The 21363-nt window shown below is 43.9% G+C and carries 20 protein-coding genes; 17 read left to right on the forward strand and 3 right to left on the reverse strand.

Features of this window, described 5'->3' with window-relative positions; all coding sequences use genetic code 11:
• Positions 1 to 40 precede the first annotated feature (40 nt).
• Positions 41 to 1198, forward strand: coding sequence for a GntR family transcriptional regulator (locus GK047_RS02055; RefSeq protein WP_163940583.1), 1158 nt, complete (start codon positions 41 to 43; stop codon positions 1196 to 1198).
• Positions 1199 to 1247: 49 nt separating this feature from the next.
• Here the strand turns inward: GK047_RS02055 and GK047_RS02060 are convergent, their stop codons facing one another.
• Positions 1248 to 2051: an HAD family hydrolase gene (locus GK047_RS02060; RefSeq protein ID WP_163940585.1), complete on the reverse strand. Its 804-nt coding sequence runs from the start codon at positions 2049 to 2051 to the stop codon at positions 1248 to 1250.
• A 303-nt stretch (positions 2052 to 2354) separates the two neighbouring features.
• On the opposite strand from GK047_RS02060, the gene GK047_RS02065 reads away from it, so the two are divergent.
• On the forward strand, positions 2355 to 2864 hold the full coding sequence (locus GK047_RS02065) for a hypothetical protein (RefSeq protein ID WP_163940587.1): 510 nt from the start codon (positions 2355 to 2357) through the stop codon (positions 2862 to 2864).
• 167 nt (positions 2865 to 3031) lie between these two features.
• The gene (locus GK047_RS02070) at positions 3032 to 4474 is read left to right on the forward strand and encodes an FAD-dependent oxidoreductase (protein ID WP_163940589.1); all 1443 of its coding nucleotides are present in this window, start codon (positions 3032 to 3034) and stop codon (positions 4472 to 4474) included.
• Here the strand turns inward: GK047_RS02070 and GK047_RS02075 are convergent.
• A complete protein-coding gene (locus tag GK047_RS02075; protein WP_163940591.1) occupies positions 4471 to 4782 on the reverse strand; it encodes a hypothetical protein in 312 nt (103 codons plus the stop codon). The two genes, GK047_RS02070 and GK047_RS02075, sit on opposite strands and share 4 nt — an antisense overlap.
• 172 nt (positions 4783 to 4954) lie before the next feature.
• Positions 4955 to 5998, reverse strand: a complete 1044-nt coding sequence (locus GK047_RS02080) for a copper amine oxidase N-terminal domain-containing protein (RefSeq protein ID WP_163940594.1) — start codon at positions 5996 to 5998, stop codon at positions 4955 to 4957.
• A gap of 242 nt (positions 5999 to 6240) precedes the next feature.
• Between GK047_RS02080 and GK047_RS02085 the strand changes: the two genes are divergently transcribed.
• The 14 genes from GK047_RS02085 (at position 6241) to GK047_RS02150 (ending at position 21352) form a co-directional block, all read left to right on the forward strand.
• On the forward strand, positions 6241 to 6942 hold the full coding sequence (locus GK047_RS02085; RefSeq protein ID WP_163940595.1) for a response regulator transcription factor: 702 nt from the start codon (positions 6241 to 6243) through the stop codon (positions 6940 to 6942).
• A 2-nt stretch (positions 6943 to 6944) separates the two neighbouring features.
• Positions 6945 to 7931 (forward strand): sensor histidine kinase, encoded by a 987-nt coding sequence (locus GK047_RS02090; RefSeq protein WP_163940598.1) that lies wholly within the window; start codon positions 6945 to 6947, stop codon positions 7929 to 7931.
• A 490-nt stretch (positions 7932 to 8421) separates the two neighbouring features.
• Positions 8422 to 9192 (forward strand): ABC transporter ATP-binding protein, encoded by a 771-nt coding sequence (locus GK047_RS02095; protein ID WP_163940600.1) that lies wholly within the window; start codon positions 8422 to 8424, stop codon positions 9190 to 9192.
• The gene (locus tag GK047_RS02100) at positions 9167 to 11086 is read left to right on the forward strand and encodes an ABC transporter permease (RefSeq protein WP_163940602.1); all 1920 of its coding nucleotides are present in this window, start codon (positions 9167 to 9169) and stop codon (positions 11084 to 11086) included. Before GK047_RS02095 ends, GK047_RS02100 begins: the two co-directional genes overlap by 26 nt.
• A 117-nt stretch (positions 11087 to 11203) precedes the next feature.
• Positions 11204 to 11839: a pentapeptide repeat-containing protein gene (locus GK047_RS02105; protein ID WP_163940604.1), complete on the forward strand. Its 636-nt coding sequence runs from the start codon at positions 11204 to 11206 to the stop codon at positions 11837 to 11839.
• Between the two features lie 217 nt (positions 11840 to 12056).
• Positions 12057 to 13079 (forward strand): LacI family DNA-binding transcriptional regulator, encoded by a 1023-nt coding sequence (locus GK047_RS02110; protein WP_163940606.1) that lies wholly within the window; start codon positions 12057 to 12059, stop codon positions 13077 to 13079.
• 101 nt (positions 13080 to 13180) lie between these two features.
• A complete protein-coding gene (locus tag GK047_RS02115) occupies positions 13181 to 14062 on the forward strand; it encodes a carbohydrate ABC transporter permease (protein WP_163940608.1) in 882 nt (293 codons plus the stop codon).
• A gap of 16 nt (positions 14063 to 14078) precedes the next feature.
• Positions 14079 to 14933 (forward strand): carbohydrate ABC transporter permease, encoded by an 855-nt coding sequence (locus GK047_RS02120; RefSeq protein WP_163940610.1) that lies wholly within the window; start codon positions 14079 to 14081, stop codon positions 14931 to 14933.
• Positions 14934 to 15023: 90 nt separating this feature from the next.
• Entirely contained in the window at positions 15024 to 16421 is a 1398-nt protein-coding gene (locus tag GK047_RS02125; protein WP_163940613.1) for an extracellular solute-binding protein, read from the forward strand.
• Positions 16422 to 16476: 55 nt separating this feature from the next.
• A complete protein-coding gene (locus GK047_RS02130) occupies positions 16477 to 16956 on the forward strand; it encodes a hypothetical protein (RefSeq protein WP_163940614.1) in 480 nt (159 codons plus the stop codon).
• Complete coding sequence (locus tag GK047_RS02135) at positions 16953 to 17975, forward strand: CehA/McbA family metallohydrolase (RefSeq protein WP_163940616.1); 1023 nt, start codon at positions 16953 to 16955, stop codon at positions 17973 to 17975. Before GK047_RS02130 ends, GK047_RS02135 begins: the two co-directional genes overlap by 4 nt.
• Positions 17976 to 17995: 20 nt before the next feature.
• On the forward strand, positions 17996 to 18718 hold the full coding sequence (locus GK047_RS02140) for a glycerophosphodiester phosphodiesterase (RefSeq protein ID WP_205516215.1): 723 nt from the start codon (positions 17996 to 17998) through the stop codon (positions 18716 to 18718).
• Between the two features lie 310 nt (positions 18719 to 19028).
• Positions 19029 to 20402 carry an extracellular solute-binding protein gene (locus GK047_RS02145; RefSeq protein ID WP_163940618.1) on the forward strand — a complete coding sequence of 458 codons (1374 nt, stop codon included), beginning with the start codon at positions 19029 to 19031 and terminating at the stop codon, positions 20400 to 20402.
• 23 nt (positions 20403 to 20425) lie between these two features.
• Entirely contained in the window at positions 20426 to 21352 is a 927-nt protein-coding gene (locus tag GK047_RS02150; protein WP_163940620.1) for a carbohydrate ABC transporter permease, read from the forward strand.
• The last annotated feature ends 11 nt before the right edge of the window (positions 21353 to 21363 follow it).

Consider the following 21363-nt stretch of genomic DNA (forward strand, 5'->3'; position numbering starts at 1 on the left):
GAGACCATTCATTATATAGGTGATTTGGAGGCGGTACACGTTGCAAAATGATAGACAACCGCTTTATATACAAGTGCAAGATCATTTTAAGTCTTTAATTGCATCGGGCGATTTGGCTGAAAATGACAAAATTCCGTCAGAAAGAGAGTTGATGGAGCAGTTCAGTGTCAGCCGAATTACCGTCGCTAATGCGCTAGCAGAAATGGCGAAAGAAGGATGGATTTATCGAATTCCCGGTCGCGGCAGCTTTGTCAATCATGGCGTACAAGATTTGGTCGAGCAGTTGAAGCCGCTGAATGCGAAGCAGGAGGATCATCAGCCGTCTCAATCTGCGAATCGGTCACGCCGCAAAATGATCGGTCTCATCATTCCGTCAATTGGCGACTATTTTGCCATACGGATGGTCGAAGGCATCAATCAAATCGTGGGTGAATCTGACTATTATTTGGTTATTCTGTTTACTTACAATTCAGCTCATCGTGAAAAAGAAGCGATCGTCGAGCTGATTCAAAAAGGGGCAGAGGGACTTATCATTTTTCCGTCAGACGCGGAGAATTATAATGAAGAGATATTGACCTTGAAGCTTAATGCTTACCCTTTCGTTCTGGTTGATCGTTATTTCCCTGGCGTGGAAACGAATTACGTTTGCTCGAACGGGTTTCTGGGGACGCAGTTAGCTGTGGATCATTTGTGGGAGCTTGGACATCGCGATATTGCCATATGCTCCGATTCTCCACTGCCGACGTTCACGGTTGAAGACCGTATAGCGGGTTACATGGATGCGCTTAAGAAGAAAGAGGCATTGATTAACCCTGCGCTGATGTTAACGGAAATCGACATTGTTGACGATGATACTGAAGAAGAGCACATGTTATTGTCTCAAATGAAAAATCGGCTGGCGACTGCTTTTATTGCATTGAACGGACGGTTAGGTCTGCATATTGCTTCAATGGCCAAAAGTTTGAATTTGCGAGTACCTGAGGATATTTCAATTATTACTTTTGATGATCCTTCACCTAGCTTTGAGCCCTTTCACTATTTCACGCATGTGGCTCAGTCCGAGGAAACGATGGGGGCCCAGGCTGCGCAAATATTGTTAAATCAGATCCAAGCGCCAGCGCAATCCCCTGCGAGTTACAGTAAGGTTGTCTTACAGCCTCAATTGGTAATCAGGCATACAACGGCTCGGTTCGTTTAACGCTGCGAATGAAAAAACGGTTAGGACAATTGTCCATAACCGTTTTTTATTATAAGGAGAGCGTTGGTTGTAAGATGGGAAGAAGCCCAGATAAGTTCTTAACCTCGTAGGTTGGCTGATTATCAAGAGGAGCAGTTCGCTGAGCATGATTGATCCAAATATTAGGCATACCCACCAGGTTCGCACCTTTAATATCGGTATTGAGGTTATCCCCAATCATCATCGCTTCGTTGGGAGCTAATCCTAATAGCTTCAGGGCGTGCTCAAAGATTGATGGTGACGGCTTTCCCGCACCGAACGTGCCGGATATGATGATGTGATCGAAATAGCCAGCTAAATGAGGGATGCTGTCTATTTTTTCTTGCTGTAGATCAGGTGCGCCGTTAGTCAAAAGCAACAACGGGTAATGAGGCTTGAGAAGGTCAAGGATTCGGAAGGTATCGTCATAAACGAGCGGACGCTTCCTGCGCTCGGCGGCAAAATATTCAGCCAGCACCGCGCCAAATGCAGGCTCATCGATGCCGAGTTTACGTAAACCGCTAATCCAAGATTCCCGCTGGTAGATGGGAGCCCATTGATGCAGTTTGTTGAATGAGGGATTCTCGCCTCGCTCAAACCGCCCCCATAGGGCCTCTAGATAGGTGACCTCAAGCATATTCGCCCACTCAAACATGTCCATTTCGCTGAAAAGCTTCTCGGCGCATTCGCGTACAGCGCTCTCCAAAGCTTCGGGCTGCAGGGTCAGCGCTGCTGAGGCTTTTAAGCAGGTTGCTTCGAAAGCTTCGTCAATACTTCTCTCATCCCATAACAATGTATTATCCAAATCAAAGATAATGGCTTTTATATTAGACATTGATACCCATCCTCTCCGTGCCATGTAAGTCTAATTTGCAACAAAAACGGTAAAAAGTCAACAAAAAACTAATAGAAACAACAAGATTAAAGGTTGGAATCAGCCGAATACAACAATCAATAGGGAACCTGATTGGAAAATTCGTTCGATTTAGCAGAAGGCGGGACAAAAGTCACAAGACTACGAAAGTTCAAATCAGAGAGACTCAGGTTCAAACTTGACAAATGTATCACTTTCAAGTGAAATTAAGCAGATGGAGAAATCCTTTGACCATCGAGAAGCAAGTATACGGGAGGTAAATAGATGTCGCGTAAGTGGGAAAGAATGGTGACTAAAAACGCGAAGACAGTTAATAAAAACCGGTTGAAACAAGGCATTGCTCCGGTCACTGATCCAGATCAGTCCGTCGTATTTAAGGGGAGAAGCATCTTACTTTCACTGTTTTTTGTTTGCGTAGCTGTATTTCTGATGTCGAGTTTGGCTAGGTCGGGTGCAGACAGCATGTACTGGTTTACGACAATTAGTTATTTCTTTGTTGGTTTGTTGATTTATTTTGTTCGTCGTCCTTATTTGAAGGTGGGCAGAAATAGTCTCTCCAAGAGAGGGTATGCAAAAGAAAAGATCCTAAACGCAGAAAATATTAAGCAAATTATTTATACACCAGGTAATATACTGATTGAACTGGATGGGAAATCGCGGTGGGGTTATTCGAAGTTTTTTAACCGTTTCGATGTGGCAGCAATGGCTGACAAGCTAAAGCGGTTTTCGGAGCAGAATAACATTACGTTCGTAGATAAAACAACGAACGGATAAAGCGGACAAGTGTAGTGCAGGGATAGTTGAGGTGACGAATAAGCATGGCGAGGTTTGCCTGAGCAAACTTCGCTATGCTTTCTTTTTTTCAACTGGACGACCTCTAGGCAGAGAATGTTCTAGGAAAATAATGAATCGTATAATTTAACATAGAAAGAGCGATTAATATGAAGAACAACTTAAAAGAAGGAAAAGCGATTGTTATTGGCGGAAGCATTGCTGGATTGCTAAGTGCAAGAGTACTTTCCGATTATTATACGGAAGTTTTCATTGTGGAACGAGATGAGCTTCCCGAAGGACCTGTGAATCGCGCTGGTACCCCCCACTCTTTTCATCCCCATCGGTTGACACCACGGGCTAAGAAAATTATCGATCGTCTCTTTCCGGGGTACAACGATGATTTACTGGCAAATGGAGCCTCCTCGTCTTTGAACAAGAGCCTACATATGATGAACGAGCATGGAAGCATCGTTCTGGGGCCAAACGCGCAGAATCACGCAACAAACAGCAGGGCCTTACTGGAGTGGGTTTTTCGTAAGCGTGTACAAAGGATTTCTAATGTTCATTTCCTTGTTAAGCGAGATGTCCTCGGCTTGCAAGCAACACCTGATCGGACACAAGTCACAGGTGTTATTTTGAGAGAAAGGGGAGGATCGGGGAAGACGCAGATACTTTTAGCTGACAGGGTACTGGATACCAGCGGCCGCTCCTCGCAAATCGTGGAATGGCTGCAGAATCTTGGTTACGATGTGCCCCAGCCAGACCTCCTGAAAGTTGCCCTAGGGTATAGTACTCGTCACTATAAGGTTCCGCCTGCTATCGCTGAAAACTGGGATACAATTCGCATTGAAGGCGATCCTTCTAAAGGGAGCTATACAGGTGTTTTTTCGATGATTGAAAATCAGCTTGCAGAAGTGATGCTTTACAGGCCGGGCGGGCAATATCCGCCAACGAAAGTGGAAGATTTCGAGAAGGAGGTTGCTCAACTCGCAAGTCCCCTGATTGCTGAAGTATTGCAAGGGCTCGAACCGATCGATACCCCTCGTGGCTATCGCCTTCCCGCGTGTTTTCGTCACCACTTTGAGATTATGCAGAGGTGGCCATCCGGCTTCTTAGTTTTGGGGGATGCGTTCTGTAATTTTGATCCGATATTTGCTCAAGGAATGACGGTCGTTGCGTTGGAAGTGGAAATGCTAGAAGGCTGCCTGCAAGAGCAGCGTCAAGACCCTAGGTTGGATTTTGAGCGTAATGTAATTCGAAAGATGCAGGAAGTTGTTGAGCCTGCCTGGTGGTTGAATTGCGTTGCGGATCTACGTTGGTCCGGTGTAGAATATGTAGGCTCTGAGCCGCTAAGAGGCATAGCTTTTGCCCAAAAATATTTGGATCTATTTCTCAAGCTTGCTATGAGTAAGGAAAATAGTCAGATGTATGGATTATATTGGCTAGTGTCCTCCGCAAGCATATCGCCGCGTGAATTGATCAACCCACAAATGATTTCCAACATTCTTGCTGCTGATGGATCAGATGAAGCCAAACAATTTCTTAACGAATTCTTGCAAGGAAATGGTCAATCTTTGGATGACTTTTTGAATCAGATCCTCCCGACTTAATCATACTTCTCATCGTCAATCCGGCTCGTATGTTCAAGGATGAGCTCGGCTTCGGTTTCGAAATTCAAATGTAGAGGTGCAGGTAGCTTATTAAGAATATGCTTAATTAACGTTAATTTAAGCAGTTCATCCAGTGTCTGAGGTCGTTGATCTAAGGCATTTACCCATTCCCGGACTGCGTCGATAAATTGATAAAAAGAAGATTCAAATTCATCCGCGGTGGATTCTGCTTCACTTTGTCCTGACCCCGACATCATGTTCCAATTTCTTAGAGTGACTTCTAGAGCCTCCTCAACTTTCACATTCATAGGGTAACCTCCTGAGTTGAAAACGGTATATGATTTAAAATGATAACTTGTTTTATTGTGCTAGTAAAGGCGATTCAATCAAGGATGGAATCAATTCCCACCCGTTAAAAAGAGAAGAGACCTTCCGTAGTTGGAGGGTCTCTTCTTATTTTCTTAATCCTAATGGTTTGAGCTATTTTTGCGTTAATTCAACAACGATTTTCCATGCATGACCGATTGGCGGCAAGCTTTTTGTCATGGCTGGCTGATAAAAGCCTACAACCTTAACTCCCTTAACAAGTGTGCTTTTTTCGACGGTTTCCCCAGCGTTGTTGATGAAAGAGGTTCCGTTTGTAAGCTGCAGGATCACTTCGCTTGGTGATTGATCATTTAAGCCAGTTCCTTTAATCAAAAGACTGGTGCTGCCGTCAGTATTGCTTCGCACTTCTTCAATTGTACCAGATGTGCCTAGCAGATCAGCCTGCTTCTTAGCGTCCAATACAGTAATTTTGTACGTAGGCGTTTGAGGCGGCAAGCTGAGCGTAGCAGCCATGGAGTGTTCGGCTTCAACAGTTAGACCGATATGTAGATCGGAGAGGTTAAGCTTAGTACCGTCAGCCATTTGATAAACGGTATCTTTTCCTACATTTAGCACGATTCCATCCATGCCTACGCCTTTAATTTGTACAGAGGCATAGTTGCCCGAATTTTTGATAGCTGTGATAACGCCTTTTTCTATCATGGTTTTCTGTTGTTCTTCCAGCGAAATTGCAACAGAGTTGCCTTCTGTTGTAACCGTGCCATGTAGTACTTTACTAACAAAGGATGCAGGCACATACAATTTGTTGTCTAACAATTCAGGCGCTGTACCGAGGGTTGTTAACATTTTATTGATGCTATAGCGATCTTCACCTGTCTTTACAGTGGTGAAGAGGTTCTTTTTCGTTAAATCGACAGAAAGACTCTCTTGATTCCAAACCAAAGTAAATCCTAAGTTTTCTGCAACCGTGCGAAGAGGAAGCATAGGCTCTGTGCCACCTGATTTTTGAAAGCCCTTCTCTGTCACCGCTTCACCGTTAATTTGGATAGAAATTGGCAATGTGGTAGATTGAGAAGTAGTGACGGGTACGACTGTATTCGTTTGTTGTAAATCATTCGTTGCAGCGTAAGCAGCGCCGGTAGTCATCAGTGTGGACAAAGCTAGAACAGTGAAGCTTTTTTTCATTATGGGATTCATGATAGTAATTCCTCTCTGAAGTCAGTTTTGATGTTGCTTGCAAAGTTATTAACGAAGTAGTCTGTAATTATGTTGCAGAATGCAATTATTTTAATGGCAAGCTGTGGATTATTTGTTGTTTATGTTTCAAATAGTAGATGCGCTAACTTGAAGAAAATGAATGACTATGGTAAATTAGCTGGAAATATCTTCATGGTTCAGATTGTTTATGTGCATACAAATTTTTATGAGGAGACTGTCCGATGTATCGCATTATGATTGTGGAAGACGATCCGAAAATTGCTGAATTACTGCAATCCTATATAACCAAGTATGGCGATGAAGGGGTTATCGTTAGTGACTTTGAACATGTGCTCGATAAGTTTCAAGAGACTCAAGTACATGTCGTGTTGATGGATATTAATCTGCCAAGTTTTGATGGATTTTATTGGTGTCGTCAAATTCGCACAGTTTCGACTTGTCCGATTATTTTCATTTCAGCGCGAAACGGCGAGATGGATCAGGTAAGGGCAATTGAAAACGGAGGAGACGATTATATAACGAAACCGTTTCACTATGAGGTTGTCATGGCCAAAATTCGTAGTCAACTTCGACGTGTGTATGGGGATTATGCCGCTAAGATGAAGGAGCGGACTGTGGAAAATGCCGGGATTATCCTCTATCCAGAAAGAATGGAACTCCATTTAAAGGATAAAATGGTTCCGTTGACGAGGAAGGAAACGATTTTGATGGAAACCTTAATTGAACGCTGTCAGCGGATCGTTAGCCGAGAAACAATTCTCGAAAAGCTCTGGGACGATGACACCTTTGTCGATGATAATACACTTAGCGTAAATATGACGCGCATCCGCAAGAAAATGGCGGAACTGGGGATTGAGGATGCGTTAGAAACGATACGTGGTGTCGGTTACCGGCTTAGCGCAAAGTGGCAGGATAAGGAGTAGTCATGAAATTATTTCTGCGTGAACAAGTGCCTTTGCTTATATTTACGATTGTGCAATTATTCGTGGTTTTACTTGTATTTTGGTTTGATGGGTATAATCGACTTTCGACCGCCTTATATGCCGTTTTTTTAGGCGTATGTATGTTGATTGTCTTTCTCGTCTATCGGTTTCTTAGTCATCGTGCTTTCTATAAGCGGCTATCTCATCCGCCAGCGATGTTAAATGAAACGATAGAACCGTTTGAAAGCACGCCGTTACCCACCGCGCTGCACGAATTGTTAACAGCGCAATATGGGCATTACGCGAGCCAATTGAAATCATGGGAACACAAACATCAAAAGCATGTGACCTTCATGAATCATTGGGTACATCAGATGAAGACGCCATTATCGGTTATTGAATTAATAACGGATGATGGTGACGATCCAAGGCTGGAAAGCATATCCGAAGAGGCAGATCGGATCCGGCAAGGGCTGGAAATGGTGTTATATATGGCTAGATTGGAGACATTCGAGCAAGACTTTCATGTCGATCAAGTATCGTTAAAGGAACTTGTCAACGAGGTGATACATATAAATAAACGGCTATTCATTCGCAGTTACGTGTACCCTGAAATCCACGTGGATGCTATATTCTCGGTGAATACCGACGCGAAATGGCTCCGTTTCATTCTCCAACAGTTAGTATCCAACGCGATTAAATATTCAGAGGGCAGCCGAGAGAACGTGACGGTGAGCGTTAGTTCGCAAGGTAGGGCCGTTATACTAGAAATACGGGATCGGGGTGTTGGTATTCCGGCTTCGGACATAGCGCGTGTATGTAATCCTTTCTTTACGGGCGAAAATGGCCGAGCATTCAAAGAGTCCACAGGAATGGGGCTTTACCTCGTCAAAGAAGTGCTGGATAAATTGAATCACGAATTCCAAATTGAATCCGTTGTTGGCAAAGGAACGACGGTACGCGTTATTTTCCCTTATGCTGCCGAGTAAAAGTGGCTATCCTAGAAGGGTATTAGCGAATTTATTATGTATTTTGGTGAACGAAGATTACCCCTAGTGGTAGTGAATACAAGATTAGTCATATACGTCAAATCTAAAAAGGACCGTCAGGATGATCTTCGCTGACAGGTTAGCAAAAAGAGAAGTAGAAGGCAGCTCAAAGCAGAACAAAAAAGGGGATGGGTATGGGGTGGAGAAGCGATAGCGGCCGCCTTTAAAGTCGTGTTCACACCACCTTGTAAATTCAAGGAACACGACTTTAACAGCGGTTGGAACCCCATACCCAATCCCCTCTCCATGCATAAACATATGGGTTTAGACAAGGACGCCGTTAGGCGTTTTTTTAAATCCTGCCGCCAACCTTACAAAGTTGTTAGGTAAATGAAAGGCTTTGTCATATGAAAAAAGATAAGGCTAGTTTAGACTGAAACAAGAACGCGCGGTACTTGTGGAAAGATAACTAAAGGTAAGGAGAATGACCATGGATATTTTAAAAGTGAGTAAGTTGAATAAGATTTACCCGGGAAAGGTTGCCTATGAAGCGCTTTCCAATATTGATATGACAATTAGCAAAGGTGAATTTGTAGGCATTATGGGGCCGTCAGGAAGCGGAAAAACAACCTTGTTGAATCTGGTTTCAACCATCGATTCCCCCTCTTCGGGAGAGATCTGGATTCAAGGAGAGAATCCGCATCGATTATCAGCGGAAAAGCTTGCTTTTTTTCGGCGTCGTGAATTGGGGTTTGTTTTTCAGTCGTTTAATCTTCTCCATACCTTAACGGTAAAAGAGAACATTATTCTCCCGCTGACCTTGGATGGTAAGGATATCAAGGAAATGAATAGGCGAGTAGAAGCTATTGCAGAGAAATTGGGGATCGTTCCCATCTTAAATAAGCGCACTTATGAAATTTCTGGCGGACAGGCGCAGCGAACAGCTATCGCTCGTGCGCTGATTCATAGTCCCAAATTAGTGCTTGCGGATGAACCTACAGGCAACTTAGATTCAAAATCCGCTCGTGATGTCATGGAGCTATTAGCCAAATTGAATCGAGAAGAGGATGCCACAATGATGCTTGTGACGCATGACGCGATGGCGGCCAGTTATTGTGATCGCGTCATTTTCATTAAAGACGGACAACTCTACAATGAAATACACCGCGGTGACAATCGATCTTCTTTTTATCAGAAAATCATGAATGTGCTGTCGTTATTGGGAGGGAATGGACATGAACTTCCGACAATTCGCGTTTAATAATATCCTCCGAAATAAACGTGCGTATATGGCCTACTTCTTGAGCAGCGCCTTCTCGGTTATGATTTTTTTCACTTATGCACTGTTGTTGTTTCATCCTAATTTACAAGGCGAGCTGGCTTCAAGCAGCGCAACATTGAGTATTTTAGCAACAATGGGCATGAAAGTTTCGCAGTACTTAATATTTATATTTTCATTCTTCTTTCTGCTCTATTCAGTGAGCGCATTTCTCAAAATGCGAAAAAAAGAGTTTGGGATTCTGATGCTGCTTGGAATTTCACCCAAACAACTAAATAAGCTTGTATTCATCGAGAATATGTTCATTGGGATTGCATCCATAATGTCAGGCGTTGTTATTGGGTTGATTTTTTCCAAGCTGATTTTATTAATTAGCGCAAGCGTCCTCTTCATTCAGAAGGGATTGCCTTTTTATGTGCCGATACAAGCGGTTTGGATGACTGGGGGATCGTTCTTTCTACTCTTTCTTGTGATTTCGTTATTTACAGCTAGATTAGGAAAGCGGGTGCAGTTGGTTGAGCTTATGCAATCAGAAGATAGACCGAAGCCGGAACCTAAATCGTCTATCTTACTAGCATTGCTAGCGATAACGCTTATCGGATTAGGGTATGCAGTCGTGTTTTTTGTTGTACTAGAGAAGGCATTTTCACTAGTACTCCTAACTGTAGGGGTAGCACTGGTCGTGTTAGGAACCTATTTCTTATTCACCCAATTGAGTGTGCATGTTATTCGAGCCTTAAAAAAGAACGAACGTCTGTTTTTCAGAAAAACTAATGTATTGACCTTATCTGAATTGACGTATCGCATGAAAGATAATGCGATTATGTTCTTTATCGTAGCTACTGTATTGGCCGTTGCATTCACGGGAATGGGGAGTTGTTTGGCCCTCGCAAATCCGGGTCTGGCCCAAATGATGAACCCGTATGCCTTCACCTATGTCTCCACCCAGAAGAATCAGCAAGACAGTGCTCATCTTCTAGCAATCAAACAGCAGCTGAAGGACGCTAACTTCGCTTATCGAATGGGTTCGGCTCTTCCGAAATATACGGAAAACGGGTTAACTGTTGTGAAGTTAACCGATTTTAATAGTCTTGCCGAAGCGCAAGGTTACCCAAAGGAAATGCTAAGTAGCGATGACGAAATCATCTATACGCCAGCAAACATGACGGAAAAACAAGAGTTCTCCAAGCACGGGAAGGTGCCTGTTTCCGTTCCCTTCCGGCAAGGTAAGATGGAGATCAATTTGCAAGTAAAGAAGGCTGTTCCTTATGTGGTCCTGCCTAATGCGGAGAGAACCATTGTTGTTACCGATTCGTTGTATGACAAGCTGCCTGCAGATGCGGAAATGCATCATTTGCAAACTTCTTATTACTTCATTGTAGAAAATTGGAAGGATACTCAAGAAGTATCCCAAAAGCTAAAGGAAATTATCAAGGAAGATGTTGATAGTCAATATCATTTCCGAGCTCTTGTTTTCGAGTGGATTACGACCAAACAACAAAATGGTATTTTGTTAATGGTCAGTGTATTGGTAGGCATTGTATTCTTCACATTTGCAGCAAGCTTCATCTATTTCCGCCTGTATGCGGATATGGAACGTGACGAGCGGCAATACCAAATGATTTCCAAAATCGGTTTAACTAAAAAAGAGCTAAGGAAAATCGTTACGGGGCAGCTTCTGCTGATGTTTTTCCTGCCAATTGTGATGGCAATCATTCACAGTGGAGTTGCCTTTGCAGCTTTACAGCAGCTTATCGATTATTCAGTCGTGAACAGCTCGATCACTATTTTCGCGTCCTTTGTAGCCGTTCAACTCATCTACTACTTCATTTATCGTTGGTGTTATTTGCAGCATTTATACCAGAAGATGGTCTGATTCCGGTTTACAAGGGTTACAAGCGATACAAGGTTTGCCGTAAAGTCCCTTCCAAGGTAAAATATTTATTAACGGTAAAAGCAGTTGCGATCTGCTAAGAGGGGACTTCAAACGGATATGAAAATAGAAACGCCGAAAATGCCAAAGAATCTGTCTAACCGGATAGCATTCGAACACCGGATAGAATCAGAAGATGAGTTCAGTCTGGGAATGATTAGCGATTGTACAATTGAAGACCAGAGGGCTCATAAGGTCTCGTTTGAGAAGGTCATCTTTCAAAATGTCACGTTCACAGATACAGCATTGACGGATATTGAGTTCACCGATGTCATTTTCGAAAAATGCGATCTGTCCAACGTTAATTTTAATGGAGCAACCATTCATCGAACCGAGTTTAGGAACTGCAAAATTATAGGTATCGATTTGATGGGGGCAACGTTAAGAAATGTTCTTTTTGACCATTGCTTGGGGGACTATGCGACTTTTCGTTTTTCCAATTTCAAGCAGGTCATTTTTCAAGACTGCTCCTTAGTAAGCGCGGATCTATATACGTGCACCTTGCAGAAGGTAGATTTTAACGCTACGAATATAGATCGTGCTCAACTATCGAGCACGAAGCTAGACGGAATTGACTTAAGCGATTGTGCCTTCATGCAATTAGGGGTAGGTGTTGAGGATTTGCAAGGATGTATCATTTCACGGGGACAGGCGTCTGTCTTTGCAGAGCTCTTTGGCCTAGTGGTTAAAGAATAAGCGGAATTGCATAGGTTGAAAATAACCCCAAAGGGTAAATCGAGTGTAGATTTTCATGCTCGATTTACCCTTTTTTGCGTTGTATTTGGGGAGCAAGGGAACGAAGAAGCAACATATAATCTTCACGTCTAATTAACACTCGGATAACACTAGCTTGTTATTGTTGAATTGTTGTAAGAAGGTTTCGAGTTTAGATACGCAAATTGGAGGTTCTCGATTGAGTGTTACGATTATTGACATTGCGAGGCGTGCAAACGTTTCAAAATCTACGGTTTCACGAGTAATTGCCGGAACGGGCTATACAAGTCCTGAAACTCGTAAAAAAGTCCTGGATGCCATCGAAGAACTGGAATACAAACCGAATGCGGTGGCTAGAGCGATGGTATCGCAACGTACCTATAACATTGGCGTCATCATTTACCGGCAGCATCACCCGATTATTTCCCATCCTTTTTATGGGAAAATACTCGATGCGATTCTGGCGACAGCTGAACGTCTGAACTACTCGGTTTTCGTTTCGACGGATAAAGAGATGTCGCTGCGGTCCGCTGACGATATGCTGGAGAAAAGAGTCGACGGTTTGGTGCTAATTAGCCGGCTTAACCAGGAAATGATTGGCTATCTCGATCGTTTCCATATTCCATTTCTAATGGTGAACGGCACGACGGAAAGCGAGCACGTGATTCAACTTGTGAACGATGACAGACGATGCGGCGTATTGGCAGCAGACCATTTATTTGCCTTAGGCCATCGGCAAATTGGCGTCATTGCAGGCCCGCAGGAACACCGGAGTCACTATTTGCGTTTAGAAAGCTTTCGGGGGCGGCTGCGTGATTTAGGCTGTGGAGTTTCGGAAGAGCAGGTGGGCTATTCGCCTACATCGATGTTTGATGATGGGCAACAATGTCTTTTGGCAATGTGGGAACGTTCCCCTATTAAACCGACTGCTGTTTATGCGACCAATGATCTGCTAGCGCTTGGTGCCATAAGGGCTATTTTGGAAAAGGGACTGCGAATTCCGGAGGACATTTCGGTTATTGGGTCAGACAACATTGACTATGCCCATTTATCTACGCCATCGTTAACTACGATTCATATCGAAAAGGAAAAGATGGGAGAGGATTCGGTTTACATGCTGGATCGTCTGATACAGAAACAGGCTTTGGACGGGAAGAGAATTGAGTACGAACCGAAGTTGATGGTTCGGGGAACCACGAGTGCAATAAGTACGAGCAAGTAATAGATTTGTTTAATTTATCTGGATCTCCAAGTCACAATATGTTTATTTCATTGCAGCATTATGAGTTATGTGGGAACGTTCCCACTAGGAAAGGAGATCTTATGCGAGGCCACACCAATCCACGTAAACGAAATTCAGTCATCTGGTACTTTTTTCTGCTTCCCACTTTTATGGGTATTCTATTGTTTATGGTGTACCCCGTTATGGAATCGTTCCGCTTAAGCTTTTATCACGCAGGGGGAGCCATTGAAACGTGGGCCGGGCTTGATAATTACAAAACGGTATTAAGTTCAAATGTATTTTGGCAAGCGGTGTTTAACACCTTCTACATGGGCTTTTTCCAACTGCTTCTCACCATTCCTTTGGGATTTATTTTAGCTACGCTCATCAACGAGCTAAAGTGGGGGAAAAACTTCTTTAAGGTGATGTTCTTTATCCCTTACATAACCTCGGTTGTTGCTGCTTCGATGTTATTCTTGTTCGTGCTTCATCCTGATTTCGGACTCTTGAATTATTTTCTTAGTAAGCTTGGCTTGCCAACTTCGGTTTGGTTAGCGGAACCTGCGAGTGCGCGTTGGGGTGCGATTTTACTTGGATCCTGGCATTGGCTCGGCTTTGTCATCATCATTTTCCTAGCCAACTTGCAGGCGATCTCGGAGGATATTTATGAAGCAGGAGCTATTGACGGAGCAACGGGTTTTCAGAAATGGCGCTATTTGACCATTCCGAATATGACGGGGACGTTCTCCTTTCTTATTGTCATTGGTTGGATTGGCAGCCTTCAGCGGTTTACAGATATTTATTTGCTGGGGGGAATCCAAGGAAGTCCTGCTCGTTCGCTTTATACGATCGTCGGCTTTATTTATGAAAGAGGTTTTGGCGGTACAGAATACGGCGTTGCTTCGGCAGCGGCTTATGTACTCTTTGCAATGATTTTATTTTTCACCGCACTCAATTTAAAAATAACGAAGATGAAAATCTAAGTAAGAGGTGAACTACATGCGCATCACGAGTCTTTTTCGAAAGAAGCTGTCCGCAGCGGATATTATCATTTTAGCGGTTCTTCTTGTCTTAAGTATCCTCATGATTTCACCTTTTATTTGGATGCTGAGTATTAGTTTTGAACGGACTGCTAATTTGCAGCCGCCGTTTCCGCCCTCTTTTTATCCGAAAAATGCGTCTGTGTTCAATTACGATATCGTGATGGAAAATGCGACGCTATTCAAGTCGTATTTGAACTCTGGCCTTGTGGCTGCATGTGTCGTGTGCTTAAGTGTCTCCAGTTCACTGTTGGCAGGGTACGCGTTCGCTAAGGGGCAGTTCAAAGGTAAAAAAGCGTTGTTTCTTATCGTCCTCGCTACGATGATGATTCCGATGGAAACGAGACTTATCCCCTTATTTACGATGTTCAATAAATTTGGACTGATTAATACGTTCATCCCGCTCATTGCACCTGCCATTTTGTACGGTTTTGGTATATTGCTTTGCAAGCAGTACTTTGACCAGCTGCCCGACAGTTTGCGGGAAGCTGCACAGATTGATGGCTCTAGTGAGGGAAGGACATTTCTCCAAATTTATGTGCCGCTAACGGGACCGATTATCGCCACATTGGCGATCCTGTCCTTCCTTGAAAGCTGGAATGCATTTCTTTGGCCGCTAGTTGTGATTAACGATCACGAGCTGCGTACGATTCCGATTTTTCTTGCCAGCTTCTCTTTTGAGAATGGGACGCGTTTGGCTGGGCTCACGATGGCACTGGCGGCAGCCAGCATTGCGCCGATTATTGTGGTCTTCCTCTTTTTACAAAAATATATCATTCGCAGTATTGCATTAAGCGGTTTGAAGGGAGAGTGAGCGGAGCCAGGAGCTGTGGGCCGATTTCCGATTTCAAGATAAGGTTATGAACGAGGTCAAAGTCAATTTAATTTCAGGAGGCTGAGAAGCATGGTTAACAAGAAGACGAAAAAATGGATGGTAGCAGGCAGTTTGGTCACTTTATTAGCGGTGCAAGCATTGACAGGCTGCGGAAGTAAGGCTGTTGAAAATAAGGCAGCTCCATCGAGCGAGACGAACGCCGCAACGAAAGTGTCTGATAAGAAAATGTCAGGCTCGCTCAAGGTGCAATTGATTGGCGACTTCAGCATGGACGACAAAACAGATCCGCTTTCGGGCAAAAAAATTAAAGGTGTGTCTGTTCTGAAGAAAGAGTTCGAACGGATTTATCCAGGTACGACCCTTGATTTCGTCCTGATGGGCTGGGACGGTTACACGCAAAAAACGGAAGCGATGCTCAGCTCCAAAGGAGCAGATGTATTTCAAGTGCCCGGGATCGCGAGTTGGGCCAATCAAGATTTACTCGAACCGCTGGCTCCTTATATCGAGAAGGACAAGCTTGATTTAGGCCTGTACATCGACAATCAAGTTGAAGGCTGGAAAGCGATGGGGCCTAAGGATAAAGAACTGCAAGTGTATGGCCTTCCTTTTATTGGAGATACTCGCTTTATCGCTTACGACAAAAAGATTTTCAGTGACTGGGGCGTAGAGCCGCTTACCAAAAATCCGACACCTGAAGAGATTTTAGAAAAAGCAAAGAAAATGACGGGCACGAATCCTAAAACGGGCAAACAAAACTACGGCGCTTTCTATGCTGGAGCAGATGCTGCGGATTCGGTTGTTAATGCGGCCGAATCGTACGGCGGCACTTGGGGGAAAGGCTTTCAGTTCAAAGGAATGGAAGTGAACTTCAACTCTCCACAAATGCTTAAAGGGTTAAAGTGGATGAATGAGCTGAATGCCCTTTCACCAAAAGGGGCACTTGTGAAACAAGGTGGCGAGAAATGGGGGACGGCAGCGAATGACATTGCCATTCACATCCGCGTACAACCGATCTTCATCAATACCATTTATGCTGCGGGCTTGCAGGATCAATATGGCGTCTCTCAATTGTTCGTGAATCCGGATAAGAAAATGGGTGGTATGTTCGCAGGCAGCCCGTACTCGATTGCCAAAAGCAGCGCAAACAAAGAATTGGCTTGGGAGTTTTTGAAGTTCAGCTCTAGCGAATTTTTCCAGAAATATATGTGGGATGAACAAAGCGCTCAGTTCCTTCCTGTCATCAAGTCGGCTATGAAATGGGACAGTATCCAAAAAAGTCCACACGCGCAGCTAGAACTGGAGTCTATGGGTAAACTGTGGGCGCCACGTTATCCGTATCGTTCAGGTCAGCCGAGATCCATCTTATCTACAAGCGTAGAAGAGGCTTTGCTGAACAAATCGACACCGGAGGCTGCACTGGATAAAGCGCAAAAAGAATCGACAGATTGGTTGGCTGCACAAAAATAAGTCGAGCAGATCGCCCGTAAGGGCGGTCTACTTTTAACTAAAGGTGGACATCTAGATGAGGAAATTGCTAGTGGTAGAGGAAACGTTAACGTTCGTACAGTCACAGACGCATGTGACGTATTCGTTTGTCGTATCTGAACAAAGTAAAAAGTTAGGTATCGATTTTAACTATTCGCCAAAATCATTGGACGATGAAAGGTTGTCTAAAGAGATCATTCAGCTCAGCTTGCAAAAATATACCGTTGCTAATGAACTTAAAAGCAATGGGCCATCTTTTGAGCAAAACTGGCAGCGATTCCTGCCGTTGAAAAATTTAATCACGGTTTCAGTTGACGACCCTAATGGGTTCAGGGGAGCTTGTCACCGTCATGATCCTGAACAAAGCTTGTATCTTACGCAGGAGTTGGCGTCACCAGGGTTAATGCCTGGACCCATCGGAAGCGGGACTTGGTCCGTAACGCTGAGTATCCACGCGTTGGTGACCGCTACGTGTAACTTTCAACTGATCGTATGGGAAGGAGTGGATACCGTATGAAACAATGGCTTCCCTATGAGCTGCACACCCATACGTATCATAGCGATGGCGAGCATTCGCTGCTTGAGCTGGCCAAGAGCGCCAAAGAGCTAGGACTGTTCGGTATCGCGATGACCGATCATAATACGATGTCTCCTTTATTAGACGGCCAGTCCGTTCAATCCGAGACGAAGCTGCACATCATTCGAGGGATGGAATGGACGACATTCTTTGGCCATATGCTCGCTATCGGGATTAGCGATTATGTTGATTGGAGAGATTTGGGCATTAAGGATATTCACAAAGGTATTGAGAGGGTTCATCAGCAAGGCGGGATTGTTGGCATCGCGCATCCGTTCCGAATTGGCAGTCCTTTGTGTACAGGCTGCTACTGGGAATATGAGATTACAAACTGGCATGATATTGATTATATTGAGGTCTGGTCTTACACGTTTCCGTCCATCTTGAATAGCAATATTCGAGCATTTCAGCTCTGGACTGATTTACTGAACCAAGGCTATAAGATTGCCGGCGTTTGCGGTAGGGATTGGCATGTTTCTTCCGTTTCCGTAGTGGAACCCATCGCTGTGTCCTATTTGGGCATGGAGAACGATGCCTGGCTGACTTCCGATGAAGTGGATTACGAGAGGCTGGCAGTTAACGCGATCCGTAGAGGCGCAGTTAGCGTTACGATGGGACCACTGATTCTGTGTACGGTTCAACTCGCTGACTCAGGACATAGATTCCATAGTGGAGACGAGGTTCCTGCAATTGGTGAGGCGGAGAAAGTGCTCATTCATGTAGAAGTAGATTTCGCGACAAGGTCGTCTTATTGGCAATTAGCTGAGCAGGAATTGACGGTCACTCTGTCCAGTAATATGGGCCAGCTTGCTAAACTCAATGTGTCTAGATCCGATTCTGCCGTGTGCTGCGAAGTTGATCATAGAGGGTTGAAGTGGCTTCGGGCAGAGCTCAGTGGGGTATTTCATAGCTGCTACACGATGATTGGTTTTACGAATCCGATTTATTTTCAAATTTGACCAAGGCGTGGGGGATATTGATGATTGAAGCTGACTTTCCTATAATTGCTGCGCATACGGGGTGTGGCCAAGCACCCGATAACACGATCGAATCCTTTCTTGAAGGAGTTCGCTCGGGGGCGAACATCGTTGAAGTGGATCTAAGAATAACGAAGGAGGGGACGGTTGTATTGCTCCACGACGACCACCCGTATCTTCATACATATACCTATGAACAGTTGAATCAATATGAAGTAAGATCCAGCATAAGTCCGATCTATGAACAGCATGAATTGGTCAAATTGACCCAACTGCTTGAGGTTGCGAAGCAATATGAGGTGGCTTTGAATTTGGACATCAAGATACCTGCAGCGATTGAACCTGTTATGAAGGTGATTAAACAGTTTGATCGTTTAGATCACATCTTTATTACCGGCTGCAGTGATCAGATCACGAACGGCCATATGGATACGCAGGTCTTATACAATACGCCGAGAGAATTCACTGCGCAAGAGCAGGCAGCGTATACCTTATACGCGACTAAAGTTTGCCAAACAGCTTTAGCTGGTCGTTATTACGGGTTAAATCTGGACTATTTAACGTGCCGTCAAGAGCTGGTGGAGCTTGCGCATGCTTCGGGACTAGCCGTGTGGGTGTACACCGTAAATCTTTCTGCAGATTTAAGGCGATTTATCGAGATGGGAGTAGACGTGATTACGACCAAAGAGGTCACCTTGCTGGCTGAACTCAAAACGGGAAGGTAAGTTCGCTGTTTGGAATTCGCAGTTTTCAGTTTTCAGTTTTGAGTTCTGAGTTCGCTGCCTCCTACGAGTCCGAGAACATACTCGGCTCGCGAAGGAGGCAGGAACAAAGGGGCCTTCACTATCAATGAGGGGATCTCCCAGTAGTTGAAAGATATCGCTTACAATGATGTGAGGTTATATAACACAACTATTTTAAAATGGTTGACACCCTTAATGAAAAAAGCTACTATGTATGTATTAAGTATAAACGTTTATACTTTGTGAAAATGCATATTTGTCTTGTGGCTTATAAAAAAGAGGAGGGTTACATTTGAAAAATTTAAAGCTGAAAAGTGTTGTTTCATTTTTAACGGTGACTGTTTTTCTGGCGGGCTGCGGTACGGTGCCAACGAAATCAGACGGTGTCAACGCATCATCCACTGCTAAAGCGACAGAGTCTTCTACTGTCTCGGATAAATCTGCTAGTGAATTAAGCTGGGATAAAGTGAATGATCCATCGTTAAAGGGGCAAGAAATTACGGTTCTTGTCGTAGATACGGACGGGAAGATTGGAACGTTATTCAAACAATTCACGGAAAAAACAGGAATTAAAGTCAACGAGCTTGCTGTAGATTATAACTCCTTATACGGGAAAATTACGACAGCAGCTTTATCCAATTCTTCTGACATTGACGTTGTTGAGATGGACACCATTTGGGCGGGACAATTTTTCAAAGGGAACATTGCGGAGGATTTAAGCAAAATTGTTCCGGCAGATGTTCAAAAGAAATACACGCAATCCTCGCTTTCTTCGGCCATGTTTGATAATCATCTTATGGGCATTCCGTATTATTCCAGTACAAAACATTTTTATTGGAACAAGGATTTATTGAAAAAGGCAGGTTACGAGAATCCGCCAAAAACGTGGGACGAGTTTAGAGAAGTATCTAAAAAGCTGACAGCTAATGGCGTTTACGGTTCTGGTTGGGCATGGAAACAAGCGGAAGGCTTGCTGTGCGACTATGTTGGCATGGTTTACGCTTTCGGCGGAAATATGCTTGGGGACAATGGGAAGCTTGTTGTGAATTCCAAAGAATCGGTACAAGCGCTGCAATATATGTCAGACTTGATTAATGTAGACAAAACGGTTGACCCTGCAAGCCTGCAATGGACGGAAGAAGATGTGAAAAATGCCTTCATGGCTGGCAAAATTGCGATGATGAGCAACTGGGAAAACATGTATCCTGATCTCAATGATCCAACGAAATCGAAAGTTGTGAATCAAAGCGATGTAGGATTATTGCCAGGCCAGGGAAATGTGGTTTCTTCTTCGGTTACGGGTTCCGAGGGTATCGCAATTATGAAATCAAGTAAGAAAAAACAAGCAGCGCTTGCGTTCTTAAGCTGGATTGGATCACGGGATTTCCAAGTTCCATTTTATGCGAATACGGGTACATATCCATCTCTGCAGGAGCTTTACACCGACGAAGCGATCATTAAGGCAGATACGACAAAGTCATTGAGTAAAATTATGCCGGAATTCCAATATGGGCACAATCGTCCGAATGCTCCTGGATATGTGGAATGGGCCGATATTTTGTCCAACCAAGTTGTTGGTGGGTTGACGAAGCACCAAACGCCTCAACAAGCACTGGATGAAGCTGCCAAAAAAATCGACGAAGCTATACAAAAAGCAGCTAAGTAAAGCCGTGTCAGGAGGGGACGCAAATGCATAATACTCAAGTTGACACAAGAAAAACTTTCCTGCCTTACTCCAAGAAGGAACGCAAAGATATCTTATTTGCTATTCTGTTGCTAGCGCCTACGTTGTATCTTTTATTAAGAATTTTTATCTTACCCATCGTACAGTCGCTAGTTTGGAGCTTTTTTAAATACAATTTGATGGATGGTTCCGCCATTGAGTATGTGGGTTTAAGGAATTTTATCGATATTTCAGTGCTGCAAGACTTTTGGATTTCCATGCAGAATACGAGTTATTTCACTGTTTTTTCAGTGGTCATTGAATTAGTTATTGGTTTTCTTTGCGCACTTATACTCAATCAAACCTTCATTGGCAGATCGTTTTTTCGGGGCATCATCATTATACCTTGGGCCATGCTGACGTTAGTAAACGGATTGTTATGGAATTGGATTTATCAGCCAGGGTATGGCGCTTTGAATACGATTCTGCACAAGCTGCATGTGCTGGGGGCCGACACGAATCCTGTGTGGCTCTCCAGCTCTACCAAAGTTGTATTTTTTACTGCGGTAACGGATATATGGAAAATGACTCCTTTTATGACCTTGCTGCTTCTAGCGGGCATGCAATCCATTTCGGCGTCGTTGTATGAGGCAGCGGCTATTGACGGGGCTAATTTTTGGAAAAAAATATGGCATGTAACACTCCCGCAGCTTATGCCTTCTCTAATGGTTGCCTTAGTGCTGCGAGTGATCGGTGCTTTCAGAGTATATGATATTTTAACCGTCTTTACAGGAAATCCGAATACGTCGGTTAGTTATTTAACGTACAACTTCGCTTTCCGGTACTTTTATTTAGGTAGAGCTTCCGCGATGGCCTGGATTTCCACCATTTTTATTTTGATTTTCATTGTCATCTATATGATCATGCTGAAAAGACAGCAAAAGGAACATTAGAGGAGGAAAAA

The sequence above is a fragment of the Paenibacillus sp. SYP-B3998 genome (assembly GCF_010820665.1).
Lineage (GTDB): Bacteria > Bacillota > Bacilli > Paenibacillales > NBRC-103111 > Paenibacillus_E.